This window comes from uncultured Mucilaginibacter sp., assembly GCF_913773635.1.
Lineage (GTDB): Bacteria > Bacteroidota > Bacteroidia > Sphingobacteriales > Sphingobacteriaceae > Mucilaginibacter.
In genome coordinates this window covers 138340-155368 of sequence record NZ_CAJYGQ010000012.1, presented here as the reverse complement: position 1 = coordinate 155368, position 17029 = coordinate 138340, and the positions used below count along the sequence as shown (strand labels likewise).

The window sequence follows — 17029 nt, the reverse complement described above, 5'->3', positions numbered from 1 at the left end:
ACACTGCTTGCATGCTTTTTAAAATTAACTTTTACAACTCGTCATTTGAATTGATTGCTCGATCTCTAAAAATGACGTTTCAATAATGATACAAAAGCTCATTCAAAAGTTCAAACGCCCTAAAGTGTACATACCAACGGCCGTCATTGTAATTGCATTGATTGCCTTTTGGTTTTGCTTGCCCAAGCCGCTGTTCAAAAGCCCTACGTCGTACGTTATAGATGATGAAAATGGAACACTCCTTGGCGCGGCTATAGCGGCCGACGGGCAATGGCGTTTCCCGTACGACAATACGGTGCCCGAAAAGTTTAAACAATGTATCATTGCTTTTGAAGACAAACGCTTCATGAACCATCCGGGCGTAGATGCACTGGCATTCGGGCGGGCAATAAGGCAAAACATAAGCGCAGGGCGGGTTAATAGCGGCGGCAGTACCATTACCATGCAGGTTATCAGACTGGCAACGCAACATAAACGCAATACATGGAATAAGCTATTAGAGATGCTTATGGCTTTGCGCTTAACCCTAACCTATAGCAAAAACGAAGTATTGGCGCTTTATGCCAGCAATGCTCCCTTTGGTGGCAACGTGATAGGATTAAATGCAGCTTCGTGGCGGTACTTTGGTCGGAGCCCTGATAAACTTTCCTGGGGCGAAATGGCTGCAATGGCAGTATTACCTAACTCGCCATCTTTAGTACACCCCGGCAAAAACCGGCAAACTTTACTTAAAAAGCGAAACCTATTGTTAGATAAGCTTCGCGCACAACAAGTAATAGATAAAAGCACGGCCGAGCTATCTAAACTCGAGCCTATGCCCGACAAACCCTTACCGCTCCCGCAACAAGCTCCTCACTTGTTGGAACGTTTTAAGGCCGAACACCGGCATAAGGGTGAAACCGGCACGCGTATTAAAACCACTGTAAAAGCCGAATTACAACAACAGGTAGCCGAAATACTTGAACGGCATCATCGCGTATTAAAAGCCAATCAAATTAACAATATTGCAGCAGTGGTATTAGAAGTAGAAACCGGCGCTGCTTTGGCTTACGCAGGTAATATTTTTCACCCGGAGGATGCGGGTTTGGAGAGCAGTGTAGATGTTGTGAATGCACCACGCAGCCCGGGCAGCACACTAAAGCCGCTGTTATATGCATCAATGCTGCATGATGGGTTTATATTGCCTAATACACTGATTCCTGATATTCCCACGCAGATTGCCGGTTATCACCCCGAAAATTTCGACCTGGGTTATGATGGAGCCGTACCGGCATCACGCGCACTGGCACGGTCGCTTAACGTGCCGGCGGTAAAAATGCTGCAAAAGTATAAGTACGAACGCTTTTATGAAGTGCTAAAAAAAACGGGGATTACCACCCTCAACCAACCGCCAGATCATTACGGATTGTCGCTGATATTAGGTGGTTCAGAAAACACGCTTTGGGAACTCACGGGGGCCTATGCCAGCATGGCAAGGGCGCTTAACCACTACAACCAAACCAATCATTATACACAAGCCGACTACCACGCACCAACTTATCAAAAAACAAATGCAGCACCTAAGCTTGATGAAAAGAACGGATTGCTTGATGCAGCCTCTATTTTCTACACCTTTCAGGCTATGGAAGAAGTAATGCGCCCTGGCGAGGAAATGCTATGGCAGCAATTTACCTCAACACAACGCGTAGCCTGGAAAACCGGCACCAGTTTTGGCTTCAGAGATGGGTGGGCAATTGGTGTAACGCCCAAATACGTAGTTGGCGTTTGGGTAGGAAATACTACCGGCGAGGGCAGGCCAAACCTAACCGGTATAAATACCGCAGCACCGGTACTATTTGATATATTCAGGCTTTTGCCGGTTACGCGCAGCTGGTTTAAGGAGCCCGACCATGGCATGGTAAAAATTTCGTTATGCAGCGAGAGCGGCTTTCGTGCTGGTGAAAACTGCAGTCACCCTCAGGATACTTGGGTACCTGCTGCCGGTCTAAAATCACCGGCGTGCCCTTATCACCGATTGGTGCATTTAGATGCAACCGGCAAGTGGCAGGTAACGGCAGATTGCGAATCGCCGGAGCGTATGGTACATGCCAAATGGTTTGTGCTTCCTCCTTCAATGGAATACTACTATAAGGCGCGCAATTATCAGTATAAGCCCCTCCCACCATTTAGGGAAGGTTGTGCTGTTTCGGAAAAAATTAATCCGATGGAGGTAATTTATCCAAAGGACGATGCTAAGATTTATATTCCTATTGAAGCGGATGGTACCCGTGGCCGAATGGTTTGCAACGCGGCCCATAGCCAGCCCAAAGCAAAGATTTTTTGGCATTTAGACGAGCACTATCTTGGCCAAACTCAGGACATGCACCAGATGGCTGTTCAAGCATCGGCAGGCAAGCACTTACTAACCTTGGTAGATAGTGATGGTAATACGGTAAAGGTGAGATTTACAGTTTTAGATAAAGAGAAAAAAGAATAGCTGGCAACAAATATTAAGCCTCAAATTGATTTTATTCATTGAATAAACGTTAAGTTGTCGCACAACTTAATAGTGTTGATGCATGTGTTCAACCGGCACCACGTTGTTCAAAAAATTTAACACTGCATAAGTTGACAACTGTCCGCCAGGACCATTTAAATGGTGATCAAAACCATGTGTTGCCCATGGCAACTTTAGCCAAAAATGACTGATACCATTCTCTTGTAATTTATTATTTAATCTGCAGCTATGCTCATAAGCAACCAAGGCATCGTTAGCGCCATGAATAGTAAGCGTAGGAACACTTTCTAAATCAACATATTCAACCGGCGAGCTTGTTTTATAGTTTTGTGGTACTTGGTTGTACGTTCCACCCAAATAGTTTTCCATTACCCCACGCGAATCCATTACCAGCTTTGGCGCGGGTAAAGAGTAGCCCCATACCATATCTGCAGGACCGTAAAAGTTTACGACGCCTTTGATACCCGGATTCTTTAAAGTATAAGCAGCAAGCAAAGCAATTTGTGCCCCTGCCGACCGGCCCAACAAAACGAATTGAGATGTATCTATGTGTAATTCATTTGCATGACTGGTAAGATAACTCAGTGCCAAACGCACATCTTCAACCGGTGCAGGATTGTGCCATTTTGGAGCAAGCCTGTAATTAATACTTGCCACCTGGTAACCTTTTGCAGCTAAAATAGTATTTAATTCAGGTAACTGCTTACTGTCGCCACTACTCCACGAACCTCCATGGACCACAATAACACATGGGCGCTTAGCCGATGTTTCAGCTGCATAATAGTCGAGCGTAAGGCTGGTGTCAGGATAGGTAACATAATTTAAGGTTTTAGGCGTTGATTTTGGATCTTTGACAAATAACCGTAAAAAGGAAAATGGCTTTTCATCGTTCAACGTTTTCAATTTTAATTCCCGCTGCATTTGATTAGGCAGCTTTTGAGCAATTGTAAATGCTTCTATTATAGGCAGCATTAACAAAGCCAATGCTAGTATGCCTATAAAGGTACCCAAAGCGTTATATTTTGACTTGGTAAGCCAACCACTTGCTAAAATTATAAGTGTACTACCAATGAAAAGCAAACCGTACTCGCCCACCATAACCGCAAGAAGCCATAAATAATATGCGGGCGCTGTAAAAAGCGTTAATAACGAAATTAAAAGCAGAACAGACAATAAAACTAAACGCAACATAAGCTGCTAAAATGGCTAAATAGTTTGAGAGTACTAAACAATGCTGTTACAACTAAATGGCTTGTTAGCAAAATTCAGTGTTTTTCGGTCTGTTAAAATTTCCTTAACGCATGAAAAAGCTTTTGCTTGCACTCATCTTTTGTTTACCGCTTCTATACTCTGCGCAAAAATTTCCAAAGCAGAAATTGCACGCTATCTGGCACAAGCCAAACAAGTAACCATTATAAGAGATAACTGGGGCGTACCTCATATTTACGGCAAAACTGATGCTAATGTGGTTTTTGGTTTAATGTACGCGCAATGCGAGGAAAATTTTGAAGGCATAGAACGCAATTACTTAGCGCCCGGCAGATGGTGTAATTTTTGACGATGCTCAACCAAGCTTACCTTCCGCCTCTGTAGCGTCCGTATTTGGGCAGTTACTTTGCTTTGTGAGCAAAATCATGAATGGCACAAAAAAGCGTTATGGTTATTCAGGCAACAGCTTTATAGCTGCTGTAGAGTTTGGGCCTAAAGTGCGCGCAAAAACTATAATTACCGGCGGACAGTCATTTGAAGCTGCTACTAAAAACTTTACAAATCAGGCTCAAATGTATTTAGACGGAAAGTTAAGATGTGCTATTTTACAAAGCTGATGTTTTAAAGCACGCAGTTTCAACCTATCATCCGGGTAACCAAAGTAATTAAGCGCAAGCGTAAAACACATCCAAAAGCACTTGTTATTTTTTGAATACTACCCAAATAACGCACTACTAAGGTAGCGGTCTCCCCTGTCGCAAGCAATAAATACAATAAGGCCCTCATCAAGCTCCTGAGCAAGTTGAATTGCTGCCGAACAGGCTCCCCCACTACTCATTCCTGCAAAAACGCCTTCAACACGGGCAAGTTTGCGGGCCATCTGAGTGGCATCATCCTCAGCAATATCCATTGTACGATCAACCCTTGATGAATCAAATATTTTGGGCAAATACTCTTGCGGCCACCTGCGAATGCCGGGTATTGAAGAGCCTTCGGTAGGCTGGCAACCAACAATCTGAATTTCCGGATTTTGCTCTTTCAAATATTTTGAGCAACCCATAATAGTACCCGTTGTACCCATCGAACTAACAAAATGCGTTATTGCACCGTTGGTGTCTCGCCACAATTCCGGTCCTGTGGTTTTGTAGTGGGCCATGTAGTTATCTTCGTTAGCGAACTGATTGAGGAGGTAATATCCTTCAGAGGCGCCTTTTTCTTCAGCATAATCGCGGCATACTTCTATACTTTCCAGCAGGGTTACTTTTGCACCAAATGCTTCCATGGTAAGCGTACGTTCACGTGTGGAGTTTGCCGGCATAACAAGCTCTATTTCTACACCAAATAAACCGGCAATCATTGCAAGGGCTATACCGGTGTTTCCACTGGTAGCTTCAACCAGTCGGGTACCGGGTTTTATATCGCCACGTTCAATAGCACTGCGAATCATATTTAACGACGCCCTGTCTTTTACGCTGCCACCAGGATTGTTGCCTTCAAGCTTTGCAAAAATTTTTACGTTAGGATTAGGATTGAGTTTTGAAATTTCAACCATTGGCGTGTTGCCTATTATATCTATTATGCCGGCCATAAATTATCAAATGCTTTCTGTAATGTTTTGTACGTTAATTATAGGCGTGTGATAAACTGTTGAAAATGGCGCCACACTTTTTGTTAACCACACGTTACCACCAATAACACTATCATGCCCTATTATTGTTTGCCCGCCAAGTATAGTAGCACCTGAATAAATAATTACTCTGTCTTCTACGGTTGGATGCCGTTTAGTGCCTGCCATGTCTTTGTGTACACTTAAAGCTCCCAACGTAACGCCCTGATAAATTTTAACGTTGTTACCTATATGGCACGACTCTCCTATCACTATTCCGGTACCATGATCGATGTGAAAGTAATTGCCAATAACTGCGGCGGGATGTATATCAATACCGGTTTCTGAATGTGCATGCTCAGTTAATATGCGCGGTATAAGCGGTATGTTAAGCTCATATAACATGTGCGCTAACCGGTAAAAACATATAGCATAAAAACCGGGATAGGTCCTTATTACTTCAAACTCGCTTTTAGCAGCCGGGTCGCCGTTGTATATAGCCTGAATATCTGTATTTAAAACATTGTAAAGCGCAGGTAACTCGTAAAAAAACTTAACTGAAAGATCCATGCTATCATTACCTGCATAATTACACCCATCTATCATACGGCAAAGCTCATGCTGCAAATGCAAAGTATGAGCTTTAAGTTCTTCAACGGAGCCGAAATGGTTTTTTTGCTCAGGATATAATAAACGCACCACTTTAAGCGCCCAAGCCGCTATATGTAAATTAGATGGTATAGCTTTAGCATGTAACGACTTTTCAAACAAATGCCGGTAAAACTCTTGGTTCATATATAATGCAAAGTAACAGTTTGTTTTGGCTGTTTGTGCCATATTTATTCAATAAAACTACTAAGCTGATATACATTATAGAGCAAATGCCGCACAAACTTTGATTATGTTGTTGTGTGAAAATAGAAATAAAACTCACAGGTACAGACACCATATCTGCTGCACTTTGACCCTAACAGCAAAAGTAATGGTCTGTGTCCTGTGAGTGAACAAGCCCCGGGAAGCCATTACTGGGTGAAACAGCGTATCCGGGAGTTCAATGTGAATAAGGTTTAGGTGTAAATGCTTTTAGCAATAGTGTTAAACTAATTGCTTTCAAAGCCATGCAGGCACAGCCCTGAAACATGGCCCTAAGGTACAACATACCTGAAAGTGAAAAAACACGTGAAAACACGTGTTTTTTTTACTACGTAGAACTACGTATTCATTTTTGTAAGCTTATAAAAGCAGCCAGCAACGCTGCGGCAAGTGTATTCAAAAAATTGACAGCATCATTTTTAAGTAAGCCCTTTCGCTCCAGCAAAGCTCCTAAAAATGAATCAAATAAATTACCAAACACCCCGCATATTGCAACTACAACAGCTCCCTGCAATGATTGGTAACCAATAAAGTAAACACCAGCAATAAGTAAGCTTCCAATGGCACCCAACAGTGTTCCTTCCAAACTCACAACGCCGTCCAGGCCTCTTTTATCAGGTTTAAATGTTAAAATATTGAAAAACTTTTTACCGTAAACTGTCCCTAATTCGGACGATACGGTATCGCCGCAAGCTGCAGAAAATGCCGCAGCAATTATTAGAGGCCATATTATCCCTTCAGGATAAAAAAAGATATTTAACAAGCCGGCTATGGCTGCTACACCTGCATTGGCAATTACCTGGCTGCTTTTACGACGCCCGTCATCAGCTGCTTCTGTATACAGTTGTTGTTTTAAATTACGTTTCCAGGAAGTGACAATTGTTGCAGTAACAAAAAAAGCCGTCATTATAGCCACACCTGTATAACTTGCGCCGGCAAACACTGCCAAGGCACAAACCAGACCGGTTATTGCAGCAATAGGTGTAAGCTTTTTGAAATATATGCTCAGCACCGTTCCGCTAATTAAAAATATTAGTAAAGCTGAATACTGCAATAACATTGTTTTTTTGACGAAGTACAAAGATAGCCAATTAGCACAACCACTTTTAATGCCAATAACTTTTAGCTTTGCCATATGAATGATGTACTTGGCCGTGCCCTACATGATTATTATCATAATAACTCAGCATCAGAATTATGGATACATAACCTTTATGGCCCAAAAGAGCTTATGCCAATTGAGGCTTATTTCAGAGATGAAGACGATATGCCAGACCTGGAATGGGTTGCATTGAATGAGTGCAAAGGAACGATACTAGACATAGGTGCCGGCGCTGGCAGCCATGCGCTTGAGCTGCAAAAACGTGGCTTTGAAGTTACGGCTATGGATATATCTCCGCTGGCTGTGGCTGTAATGAAGGCGCGGGGAATCAATGACACTTTAACGGCAGATATATTTATTTATAATGAAAAAAAGTATGACACCCTACTTTTGCTGATGAATGGTATTGGGCTGGCCGGAACAATGGAAACACTTAAGAACTTGCTATTGCATCTCAAAAGTTTGCTTAACGAGGGCGGTCAGTTATTGTTCGACTCATCAGATGTGGCTTACCTTTATGAAGGCAAAATTCCGGACAGTGGTTACCATGGTGAAATTAAATACCAGTACGAGTACAAAAATCAAAAGGGCGATTGGTTTACCTGGCTGTACATTGATGAACAAAGCCTTATTAAAATTGCAAATGAATGCGGTTTTAAAATGGAGGTATTGTATGAAGACGAATACGGGCAGTACCTATCGCGTTTAACAACTCTTACAAACAATTAATATTGTGGAAGCATATAAGGTTGATTGTAAAAAAGCTGATGCAAATTTAAGGCTTAAGTTATTTACCAATCTTTTATCTAACTTTCATCGCTGTTAAACTTCTTGATTAAATTTTAACTTTATGAAAAAGGTATTTTTATGTGCTTTGTTGATATCAACAAGCGTTTGGGTTAAGGCCCAGGATGCTGTTGGTTATCAAAAACCACCACAGGCCATGACAGATTTACTGCTGGCCAAACCCACCCCAAGTGTAAGCATCAATTCAAAGGCTGAATGGATGATTTTGAGCGAACGCAATGCACTTCCTTCGGTTGAAGAGCTGGCACGTCCAGAAATGCGGATTGCCGGTATGCGTATCAATCCTAACAACTTTGCACCAAGCAGGCAGGTGATATCATACAGTGGTTTTAGCCTTAAAAATATTAAAACCGGTAAGGTATACCCTGTTACCGGGTTACCTGCCGGACTGAACGCCAGCGGCCTAAGCTGGAGCCCCGATCAAAGCAAAGCCGCCTTTACACAAACCAATGCAAAAAGCGTTGATTTGTATGTTATAAACATTGCTACCCAAAAAGCAACTAAGGTTAACAAACTTCCACTTAACGCGGTAATGGGCTTTGGCAGCGGCGTTACCTGGGTTGATAATAACACCATGATGTACAAGGTTATTGTAAAACCTGCAACCATGGCCCCTGCTAAACCGCTTAGCCCAACAGGTCCGGTTGTACAGCAAAACCTGGGCAAATCAGCACCTGCTGTAACTTACCAGGATATGATTAAATCGCCGTACGACGAGAAGTTGTTTGAGTTTTATTCAACTTCGCAGTTGGTAATGAATAAAAATGGCATTGAAACTCCTGTTGGCAAGCCAGCTATATATGCTTCAACCACTCTATCGCCCGATAAAAAGTATATGCTTGTGCGTACTTTGCATAAACCATTCTCTTACCTGGTGCCTGCACAAAGCTTTCCATCAACTGTAGTTATTACAGATTTAACCGGCAAGGCTTTAAAAACTTTAGCTAACCTGCCATCAGGTGAGGTAAGGCCATCGGGTTATGATAACCTTCAAAATGTACCACGCAGCTTTGACTGGCGCGACGATGAAGCTGCAACAATCACATGGGCTATGCCTTTAGATAGCGGCCTTATCCGTAAAAAAGTTGATTTTCATGATGCTGTTTACGCGCTTAGTGCACCTTTCACCGGTGAAGCAAAAGAGCTATTTAAAACAGAACAACGTTTCCGTAACGTTCAATGGGGTACTGCCGATTTAGCTTTGGTAAGCGAAGGTTTACGTTCAAAGCAAAGCAGTCGTGTAAGCAGGTATAACCCTTCTACCGGCAAGCTTGAAAAGCTTTGGGACCGCAACCAAACTGATGTTTATGGTAATTTAGGTGATCCTGTAACCGATAAAAATAAATTTGGCCGCCAGGTAATTATGCCTATCGAAAACGGCACCAAATTACTAATGAACAATGTAACAGGCTCTTCACCAAAAGGCGACCTTCCTTTTTTGGCTACGTTTGATTTGAACAGCAAAAAAAGCGATATTATTTGGCGTTGTGAGCCGGGCCACTTTGAGTATGTGTACGATGTATTAGATCCGGCTAAACTTGTGTTGGTTACCCGTCGCGAGGCTCAAACCGAGGTTCCAAACTACTATATCAAAAACTTGAAGCTTCGCATTGCCGATCAGCAGATAACTAATTTCACCAATCCATACCCGCAAATGCAGGGTGTAACCAAAACCAAGTTACAGTACAAGCGTGCTGATGGCATTGATATGACCGGCGACCTGTATTTACCTAAAGGTTACAACAAAGATAAAGACGGCCCGCTACCTGTATTAATATGGGCTTACCCTGCCGAATTTAACTCGGCCGATGATGCCGCTCAAATTAAAGGTTCAAAAGATCGTTTTATTACTATAAGCCCGGGTGGTCCTGTTTTCTTTGTTACGCAGGGTTACGCAGTGTTAGATAATGCATCAATGCCAATTGTTGCTAAAGACGGCAAGCGTCCTAACGATAACTTTGTTGATCAGTTAAAACTTAACGCTGAAGCTGCCATCAATAAACTGTCAGACTTAGGTGTAGGCGACCGCAACCGTGTTGCCGTTGGCGGACACAGCTACGGTGCATTTATGACAGCTAACTTACTGGCGCACACTAAACTATTTAAAGCAGGTTTAGCTGAAAGCGGCGCGTACAACCGTACACTTACTCCGTTTGGTTTCCAAAACGAGGAACGTACCTATTGGGACGATCCAAAGCTGTATTATGATATGAGCCCGTTTAGCTTTGCTAACCAAATTAAAACGCCGTTACTGCTTATACACGGAGATGCCGATGACAATACCGGCACCTACCCTATTAATAGCGAACGCTTATTTGCCGCTGTTAAAGGCTTTGGTGGCACCGTTCGTTTTGTATTCCTGCCGTATGAAGCACATGGTTACCGCGGACGCGAAAACCTGATGCATAAACTTTGGGAGCAGCTAGAGTGGATGAATAAATATGTAAAAGATGCTAAGCCTAACCAATCGGCTCAAGTTAAGTAATCTGTTATTACAATAATTAAAACGCCTCAAACAGTCAACGCTGTTTTGAGGCGTTTTTTGTTGAGCCTTGTACATCCATTTGCATGGTATATACCGCTTTGGATGCCGTGATGAAAAGAATATTCTTCTTTTTACCTCCAAAACAAACATTAGCCGTCCACGGCTCCGGTATGGCAATTAAACCTGTCTTTTTTCCCTGTTTATTAAATATTGTTACACCCTTACTTCCGGTGATGTAAACATTCCCTCTTTCATCAAGCGTCAAACCATCTGACCCTTTATCTACAAATAACTGCTGATTGCTTAAAGAGCCATTTTTGTTAATATCAAACCTGTAGGTTTTGTCAGCTTTAATATCGGCAACAAATAAGTATTTGCCATCAGCTGTACCTGCCAAGCCGTTTGGCTTCTGCAAAGTTTCGGCTACTACAATAGGTTGTGATTGTCCTTTGGCAAGGTAGTACACCTTTTCGCCTTGTATGTCGGGTTTGGTCCGTGTCCAGTAATCGCGCTGGTAATAAGGGTCGGTAAAATAAATACCACCTTTAGCATCTATCCATAAATTATTAGGCCCATTAAACTTGTGACCATCTGCACTGTTTAAAAGTACCGTATCTTTAGCTCCATCGGCTTTAAATTGCCAAATTTGGTTGTCTTCATCGGCACAGGTAACCAGCCTGTTATCTTTAGTGAAGTCATGCCGTTTGACCGCCCAGCGGCATTACTGAATAGCATCAATTCACCATTGGTGTCATATTTCCATATAGCATTGTTAGGCTGATCGGTAAAGTAAACATTACCTTTGTTGTCAGCAGCCGGCCCTTCAGTAAAACTAAATTGCTTGCTGACTAACACAGGCCGAGTGCCACTTTTAAACAAATTGGCGATGCTATAAGAACTGTCAGTTACCGGCGACTTACTTAAAGCTAATTTAGCTGGTTCGCTTACTATTGAACTGGTGCCTGCCATAACAAAAGGAAACAATGCAGGCACTACGATTTTTACTATTTTCATATACTGATGTGGAGTTTTAAACATCGCAATAACTTACTTACAAAACAACAGCAGCGCTCACGCACTTAACTCAATATGTATTCAAAAGAGCAGGCTTCACAGCTCCGTCAAACTTTCTGGACCACCTTTGGCCAATACATCGCTCCTCAACCATCGGCAGAAGGACTAAAAATTAATTGGATAAATTATAAAACAGGTATCAAGCATCTGCATTTTCGCATGCAGGCTGAAAATCGCTGGGCAAGAATAAGTATAGAAATTTCTCACCCTGATGCCGGTATTCAGGAATTGTTTTTTGAGCAGTTTAAAGAGCTAAAGTTGATATTAGCCGGTGCCTTAAACGAAGAATGGGAATGGCTACTGCACACACATGATGATTATGGAAAAGCAACAAGTATTATTTACAAGCAGCTTGACGGGGTGAGCATATTTAATCGTAATGACTGGCCTGCTCTTATATCTTTTTTTAAGCCGCGCATAATTGCCCTTGACGAGTTTTGGGCCGATGCCAGGTACAGCTTCGATGCCCTTAAATAACAATGCATTTCCAAAATCATTAAAATACCTATCTTTGTGCGCTTTAAACAAAACAGTACCATATGCCGGAATTATCAGTTGTAATAACCGTAATGAACGAAGAGGAAAATATTAAACCTCTCATTGCTGAAATACGGAAAGCTTTACCGGCAATTGATTACGAAGTAATATTTGTTGATGACGGATCAGAAGATCGCACCCGTGAAGAAATTATAGCAAACGCCGATGAACGCATAAAGTTGGTTGATTTGCGTAAAAATTACGGTCAAAGTACTGCCATGACTGCGGGTATTGACCATACCACCGGAGAGTATGTAGCGTTGCTTGATGGCGACTTACAGAACGACCCGAACGATATTCCGTTAATGTTGCAAAAACTGAAAGATGAGGATTGGGATGTAGTGGCAGGCAATCGTGCCAATCGAAAAGATGGCATGGTATTACGTAAAATACCAAGCAAAATTGCCAATGCCATGATCAGGCGCATGACGGGCGTTTACATAAAAGATTACGGCTGTACCCTTAAAATATTCAGGCGCGAAATTGCCGAAGACCTTGGTTTGTATGGCGAGCTACACCGCTTTATACCCGTTTTGGCCAAATTGCAGGGTGCGCGCATCACTCAGGTTGATGTAAGGCACCATGCCCGTATACACGGTCAATCAAAATATGGCATTAACCGCACCTTTAAAGTCATTGCCGATTTAATACTAATGGTGTTTTTTCGTAAGTACATTCAAAAGCCAATGCACTTATTTGGCAGCATAGGTTTTATGGCTTTCTTTTTAGGAGCGCTAATAAACTTATACCTGCTTATTTTAAAAGTATTAGGGCACGACATATGGGGAAAGCCACTTTTAATACTTGGCCTTATCTTGCTTTTGGGCGGGGTACAATTGATCACCTTAGGCATATTAGCCGAAGTAAACGTTCGTACCTATTTTGAATCTCAGAACAAAAAAACCTACCAGGTGCGCAGGATTTTTAACGGAAGAGAATTCATAAAGCCGGAAACTAAAGGCGGCCTTGTTTAAAACATAACAGAAAAAAAAATGGGGAGCAACGCCAGTTGTTCCCCATTTTTATGTTTACCACTATTATTGCGGCGGATTGGTTCTGGTGGTATCCGGCGTGGTGGTATCTCTTGCGGTGGTATCAGTGGTTGACATAGTACCATTAGTTGAATCAACTGCAGTACTGTCGCTGCCACTTGCTGCACGCTCTGAGCTGCAGCCCATTGCCGTCGCTGCTACTAAAGCTAATGCGCAGGCAAAACTCAAAATTTGCTTTTTCATAGGATTTTATTGTTTTGTTCTAATATGAGTAACATTATACCCTTGATATTGTTTAACTTATGTTTAAAAAAGCCATACTTACCTGATAACTACCGTGTGCCTGTTAAAAAATAATGACAAATTATCCACCACAAAACATGCCATATTACGTTATATTAGCATCGTTAGGGAGAAAATAAACGATGGAAAATAGTTTAATCGCTGACGCGGAACTTTCAGTTAAAGGGTATACCATATCAACCGATAAACAACTTTTAGACTTAAAAGTCATCTATAGTTTTTTAAATAATGAGTCGTATTGGTCTAAAGGCATACCTTTTGAAAGGTTGCAAAAAGCTATCGGCAATTCATTGTGTTTTGGCGTGTACCATCATCAACAGCAGTGCGGTTTTGCAAGAGTTATAACGGACAATGCAACGTTTGCTTATATATGTGATGTTTTTGTAATATCAGAGCACCGTGGTCAGGGTCTTTCTAAATGGCTTATTAAAACCATTACTAATCATAAGGAACTGCAAGGCTTGAGGCGGTGGTCATTAGCTACGGCAGACGCGCACGGATTGTATAGGCAGTATGGTTTTACACCCGTAAGCAAACCTGAGCTTTGGATGGAAATTTATAACCCTTATTCATTAAACCAGTGAAACATTTAACTAAAATGAACATCAAGAGGCTCATCATGGATGGTGAAGGTGTATCGCTGGACTTTAAAAAGACGATTACCAGCTGTGAGAAGATTGCCAAGACTATGGTATCGTTTGCTAACAATAAAGGTGGCCGTTTACTAATTGGTGTACTTGATGATGGCGGTATAAAGGGGGTAAAATCTGAAGATGAGGAACGGTATATGATTACTAAGGCTGCTCATTTTTACGCCAAACCGGCCCTCGAACCCATATTTGAAGAAGTATACGTTGACGATAAGGTAGTATTGGTGGTTGAAATAGAACCCAGTGATACCAAACCCCATTATGCCCTGGCCGACGACGGAAAATGGTGGGTTTACATACGTGTTAAAGATAAAAGTGTACTTGCAAGCAAAATTGTTGTTGATGTACTTAAACGGTCAGACAAGGATGAGGGCGTGCTGATAGAATACTCATCAAAAGAAAAAGCCTTACTTGAATACCTTGATCAAAACGAAAGGATAACCGTTAAACAATATTGCGAATTACTCAATATGAGTCGTCGCCGCGCACAACGCATTATGGTAAACCTTGTATTATCAGGCGTTATAAGAGTACATACTACCGAAAAAGAAGAATTTTACACAGCAGCATAAAGTCTTTACTTTTTGCTAAACACTATTGCTACTTTAATTCTTCAATCATGTCCTTTTCTTTTCAGCCTTATAAACAACATTACCGCGATAATTTGAAGCTTGCCATTCCGGTGGTTATATCGCAACTCGGGCATACTCTGGTGCATTTAAGTGATAGTATTATTGTAGGGCATTTTGCGGGTACAATTTCACTGGCAGCGGTTTCCCTTATTAATAGTGTTTTCGTTGTGGCTATGGTTATGGGCCTTGGCATTGCCTACGGTATTACACCTCTCATCGCTCAAAACAACGGTAAAGGCGAGCATGCCGATTGCGGGCGGTTACTCTCCAACAGTATCTTCATCAACTTACTATTCAGCATTATCCTTTTCCTGTTGATATACTTTGGTGCAGGCAATGTGCTTTCATTGCTTAAACAATCGCCCGAGGTGCTGAAACAAGCAAAGCCATTCTTGTTGCTTTTGTCTGTTTCAATCATTCCGCTCATGTTATTTACCACCTTTAAGCAATTCGCCGAAGGCTTGGGCTTCACCCGTCAAGCCATGATGATTTCTATTTGGGGAAACGTAATTAACATTTGTTTAGGGATAATCTTCGTCAAGGGGCTGTTTGGTATAAAGCCGATGGGTATAAGCGGTGTAGGCTACAGTACATTGATTGATCGTACAATTATGGCCATAGTAATGGGTGTGTATGTATTCCGATCCAAAAACTTTAAGGCCTACCTTAAAGAGTTTTCATTAAGCTATATAAGCTTTAAACGATGCCGCCAAATTATAAACATTGGAGCGCCGGTATCGTTACAGTATACATTTGAAGTAAGCGCCTTTAGCGCAGCTGCAATTATTGTAGGGCAAATAGGTGCTGTTGAGCAGGCTGCTCACCAAGTAGGAATCAACCTGGCATCGCTCACTTATATGATGGCAAGCGGCATATCATCGGCAGCTGCAATTAAATCTGGTAATTTCTTTGGTGGTAAAAGCTTTGGCGAATTGCGTGCATCAGCGCTGGCCAGTTACCATATCGTACTTGCATTCATGACGGTAACCGCATTGATATTCGTGCTTGCAAATCAATGGCTGCCATGGATCGTAACGTCAGATGTAGGTGTAATAAACATTGCATCAAAGCTGCTTATTATTGCCGCGTTCTTTCAGTTGTTTGACGGTGCTCAAGTTGTAGGCTTAGGAATTTTGCGTGGTATGGGCGACGTAAATGTACCCACCCTAATAACGCTTTTGGCTTACTGGGTAATTGGGCTGCCGCTTGGATACTTGTTAGGAATAACACTTGATATGGGCGCCGAAGGCGTTTGGTATGGTCTTGTAGCCGGACTTGGTATAGCATCTATCCTACTTTACATGCGCTTTACTGCCACCACCAAAAAGCATATTGAAGATTACATTTTTAACGATACCTTAAAAATATAAATCAAGCGCTGCCCTGTAAGTATTGCAATGGGCATCAACAATGTCTTTAATTTGCGGAGAATACCCCCCGCCCATGCTTACCTGTACGGGTATGCCTGCGTTTTTGCATTGCTCCAATACAAAGTGGTCTCGCTCCTTACAAGCTTCTTTACTAAGTGACAACTTACCCAGTTTATCAGATGCCAATACATCAACTCCTGATAAGTAAAATATAAAATCAGGTTTTTGATTGTTTATTAGCTGCGGCACAGTTTGGTATACATTATCTAAAAATTCATCATCGGTAACACCGTCTGCAAGTGGAATATCCAAATCTGATTTTTCTTTTCGGAAAGGGAAATTCTTATCACCATGCATTGAAAAAGTAAATACCCTTGGCTCGTCTTCAAATATTTTAGCAGTGCCATTTCCTTGGTGCACATCTAAATCGATTATTAATATAGACTTGGCTAATTTACTGTTAAGTAAATAGTTTGCTGCAACGGCCTGATCATTTAACATGCAAAAACCTTCACCCCAATTGCTTCCGGCATGGTGGGTACCGCCGGCCACATTAAAGGCTACACCGTATTTATAAGCATAATGGCATCCATCAATAGTACCTTTGGCAATCCGTATTTCACGTTCCACAAGTCGGTCGGTAAGCGGAAAACCTATACGCCGCTGTTCCTTTGGCGGAAGCGTTAGATTGCGTAATTGCTCCCAATAAGCTTTATCATGGGTAAGCAAAATTGTTTCTTCGTCTAACGGTTCAGGCGAAAACAGATTATCTTCATTAATAAGCCCTTCGTAAAGCAGTTGCTGAGGTATAAGCTCATATTTAAGCATTGGAAACCGATGGCCTTCGGGCAACGGATGAGCGTATATTGGGTCAAAGGCAATTTTCAACATA

At 42.0% G+C, this 17029-nt stretch carries 18 protein-coding genes; 10 read left to right on the top strand and 8 right to left on the bottom strand.

Going from position 1 to position 17029, the window contains the following annotated elements; translation table 11 throughout:
* Window positions 1-85 precede the first annotated feature (85 nt).
* A complete protein-coding gene (pbpC, locus tag QZ407_RS15320; protein WP_295772627.1) occupies window positions 86-2476 on the top strand; it encodes a penicillin-binding protein 1C in 2391 nt (796 codons plus the stop codon).
* A gap of 66 nt (window positions 2477-2542) precedes the next feature.
* On the opposite strand, the gene QZ407_RS15315 is transcribed toward pbpC, so the two are convergent.
* Window positions 2543-3688, bottom strand: coding sequence for an alpha/beta hydrolase (locus QZ407_RS15315; RefSeq protein WP_295772625.1), 1146 nt, complete (start codon window positions 3686-3688; stop codon window positions 2543-2545).
* A 139-nt stretch (window positions 3689-3827) separates the two neighbouring features.
* Here QZ407_RS15315 and QZ407_RS15310 point away from each other — a divergent pair, with 139 nt between their 5' ends.
* Both QZ407_RS15310 and QZ407_RS15305 read left to right on the top strand, forming a co-directional pair.
* A complete protein-coding gene (locus QZ407_RS15310) occupies window positions 3828-4055 on the top strand; it encodes a penicillin acylase family protein (protein ID WP_295772623.1) in 228 nt (75 codons plus the stop codon).
* A gap of 76 nt (window positions 4056-4131) precedes the next feature.
* Window positions 4132-4323, top strand: a complete 192-nt coding sequence (locus tag QZ407_RS15305) for a penicillin acylase family protein (protein ID WP_295772621.1) — start codon at window positions 4132-4134, stop codon at window positions 4321-4323.
* Between the two features lie 98 nt (window positions 4324-4421).
* Here QZ407_RS15305 and cysM read toward each other — a convergent pair whose 3' ends face one another.
* The 3 genes from cysM to QZ407_RS15290 form a co-directional block, all read right to left on the bottom strand.
* A complete protein-coding gene (gene cysM, locus QZ407_RS15300) occupies window positions 4422-5294 on the bottom strand; it encodes a cysteine synthase CysM (protein ID WP_295772619.1) in 873 nt (290 codons plus the stop codon).
* Window positions 5295-5300: 6 nt separating this feature from the next.
* Window positions 5301-6107: a serine acetyltransferase gene (locus QZ407_RS15295; protein ID WP_295772616.1), complete on the bottom strand. Its 807-nt coding sequence runs from the start codon at window positions 6105-6107 to the stop codon at window positions 5301-5303.
* 424 nt (window positions 6108-6531) lie between these two features.
* Window positions 6532-7320, bottom strand: coding sequence for a DUF92 domain-containing protein (locus QZ407_RS15290; RefSeq protein WP_295772614.1), 789 nt, complete (start codon window positions 7318-7320; stop codon window positions 6532-6534).
* On the opposite strand from QZ407_RS15290, the gene QZ407_RS15285 reads away from it, so the two are divergent.
* Together QZ407_RS15285 and QZ407_RS15280 are read left to right on the top strand one after the other, a co-directional pair.
* Window positions 7321-8016, top strand: a complete 696-nt coding sequence (locus QZ407_RS15285; RefSeq protein WP_295772612.1) for a methyltransferase domain-containing protein — start codon at window positions 7321-7323, stop codon at window positions 8014-8016.
* Between the two features lie 121 nt (window positions 8017-8137).
* Complete coding sequence (locus tag QZ407_RS15280; protein WP_295772611.1) at window positions 8138-10579, top strand: prolyl oligopeptidase family serine peptidase; 2442 nt, start codon at window positions 8138-8140, stop codon at window positions 10577-10579.
* Window positions 10580-10613: 34 nt separating this feature from the next.
* Here the strand turns inward: QZ407_RS15280 and QZ407_RS15275 are convergent, their stop codons facing one another.
* Window positions 10614-11225 (bottom strand): SMP-30/gluconolactonase/LRE family protein, encoded by a 612-nt coding sequence (locus QZ407_RS15275; protein WP_295772668.1) that lies wholly within the window; start codon window positions 11223-11225, stop codon window positions 10614-10616.
* Entirely contained in the window at window positions 11180-11593 is a 414-nt protein-coding gene (locus QZ407_RS15270; RefSeq protein WP_295772608.1) for a hypothetical protein, read from the bottom strand. Before QZ407_RS15270 ends, QZ407_RS15275 begins: the two co-directional genes overlap by 46 nt.
* 75 nt (window positions 11594-11668) lie before the next feature.
* Between QZ407_RS15270 and QZ407_RS15265 the strand changes: the two genes are divergently transcribed.
* Both QZ407_RS15265 and QZ407_RS15260 read left to right on the top strand, forming a co-directional pair.
* A complete protein-coding gene (locus QZ407_RS15265) occupies window positions 11669-12130 on the top strand; it encodes a DUF4268 domain-containing protein (RefSeq protein WP_295772606.1) in 462 nt (153 codons plus the stop codon).
* A gap of 62 nt (window positions 12131-12192) precedes the next feature.
* The gene (locus QZ407_RS15260) at window positions 12193-13164 is read left to right on the top strand and encodes a glycosyltransferase family 2 protein (protein WP_295772604.1); all 972 of its coding nucleotides are present in this window, start codon (window positions 12193-12195) and stop codon (window positions 13162-13164) included.
* A gap of 63 nt (window positions 13165-13227) precedes the next feature.
* On the opposite strand, the gene QZ407_RS15255 is transcribed toward QZ407_RS15260, so the two are convergent.
* Window positions 13228-13425, bottom strand: a complete 198-nt coding sequence (locus QZ407_RS15255; protein ID WP_295772602.1) for a hypothetical protein — start codon at window positions 13423-13425, stop codon at window positions 13228-13230.
* A 182-nt stretch (window positions 13426-13607) separates the two neighbouring features.
* Between QZ407_RS15255 and QZ407_RS15250 the strand changes: the two genes are divergently transcribed.
* The 3 genes from QZ407_RS15250 to QZ407_RS15240 are packed head-to-tail and all read left to right on the top strand — an operon-like array spanning window position 13608 to window position 16137.
* On the top strand, window positions 13608-14069 hold the full coding sequence (locus tag QZ407_RS15250) for a GNAT family N-acetyltransferase (RefSeq protein ID WP_295772600.1): 462 nt from the start codon (window positions 13608-13610) through the stop codon (window positions 14067-14069).
* 14 nt (window positions 14070-14083) lie between these two features.
* Complete coding sequence (locus QZ407_RS15245) at window positions 14084-14707, top strand: RNA-binding domain-containing protein (RefSeq protein ID WP_295772598.1); 624 nt, start codon at window positions 14084-14086, stop codon at window positions 14705-14707.
* Between the two features lie 47 nt (window positions 14708-14754).
* Window positions 14755-16137, top strand: a complete 1383-nt coding sequence (locus QZ407_RS15240) for an MATE family efflux transporter (RefSeq protein WP_295772596.1) — start codon at window positions 14755-14757, stop codon at window positions 16135-16137.
* On the opposite strand, the gene QZ407_RS15235 is transcribed toward QZ407_RS15240, so the two are convergent.
* Window positions 16126-17028 (bottom strand): histone deacetylase, encoded by a 903-nt coding sequence (locus tag QZ407_RS15235; protein WP_295772594.1) that lies wholly within the window; start codon window positions 17026-17028, stop codon window positions 16126-16128. The genes QZ407_RS15240 and QZ407_RS15235 overlap by 12 nt on opposite strands.
* Window position 17029: the final 1 nt, after the last annotated feature.

Bases quoted from the DNA above. Each gene is read 5' to 3' on its own strand.
- pbpC (WP_295772627.1), top strand. From the start codon at position 86: ATGATACAAAAGCTCATTCAAAAGTTCAAACGCCCTAAAGTGTACATA.
- QZ407_RS15315 (WP_295772625.1), bottom strand. From the start codon at position 3,688: ATGTTGCGTTTAGTTTTATTGTCTGTTCTGCTTTTAATTTCGTTATTA.
- QZ407_RS15305 (WP_295772621.1), top strand. From the start codon at position 4,132: ATGAATGGCACAAAAAAGCGTTATGGTTATTCAGGCAACAGCTTTATA.
- cysM (WP_295772619.1), bottom strand. From the start codon at position 5,294: ATGGCCGGCATAATAGATATAATAGGCAACACGCCAATGGTTGAAATT.
- QZ407_RS15295 (WP_295772616.1), bottom strand. From the start codon at position 6,107: ATGAACCAAGAGTTTTACCGGCATTTGTTTGAAAAGTCGTTACATGCT.
- QZ407_RS15290 (WP_295772614.1), bottom strand. From the start codon at position 7,320: ATGGCAAAGCTAAAAGTTATTGGCATTAAAAGTGGTTGTGCTAATTGG.
- QZ407_RS15285 (WP_295772612.1), top strand. From the start codon at position 7,321: ATGAATGATGTACTTGGCCGTGCCCTACATGATTATTATCATAATAAC.
- QZ407_RS15280 (WP_295772611.1), top strand. From the start codon at position 8,138: ATGAAAAAGGTATTTTTATGTGCTTTGTTGATATCAACAAGCGTTTGG.
- QZ407_RS15270 (WP_295772608.1), bottom strand. From the start codon at position 11,593: ATGAAAATAGTAAAAATCGTAGTGCCTGCATTGTTTCCTTTTGTTATG.
- QZ407_RS15265 (WP_295772606.1), top strand. From the start codon at position 11,669: ATGTATTCAAAAGAGCAGGCTTCACAGCTCCGTCAAACTTTCTGGACC.
- QZ407_RS15260 (WP_295772604.1), top strand. From the start codon at position 12,193: ATGCCGGAATTATCAGTTGTAATAACCGTAATGAACGAAGAGGAAAAT.
- QZ407_RS15255 (WP_295772602.1), bottom strand. From the start codon at position 13,425: ATGAAAAAGCAAATTTTGAGTTTTGCCTGCGCATTAGCTTTAGTAGCA.
- QZ407_RS15250 (WP_295772600.1), top strand. From the start codon at position 13,608: ATGGAAAATAGTTTAATCGCTGACGCGGAACTTTCAGTTAAAGGGTAT.
- QZ407_RS15245 (WP_295772598.1), top strand. From the start codon at position 14,084: ATGAACATCAAGAGGCTCATCATGGATGGTGAAGGTGTATCGCTGGAC.
- QZ407_RS15240 (WP_295772596.1), top strand. From the start codon at position 14,755: ATGTCCTTTTCTTTTCAGCCTTATAAACAACATTACCGCGATAATTTG.
- QZ407_RS15235 (WP_295772594.1), bottom strand. From the start codon at position 17,028: ATGTTGAAAATTGCCTTTGACCCAATATACGCTCATCCGTTGCCCGAA.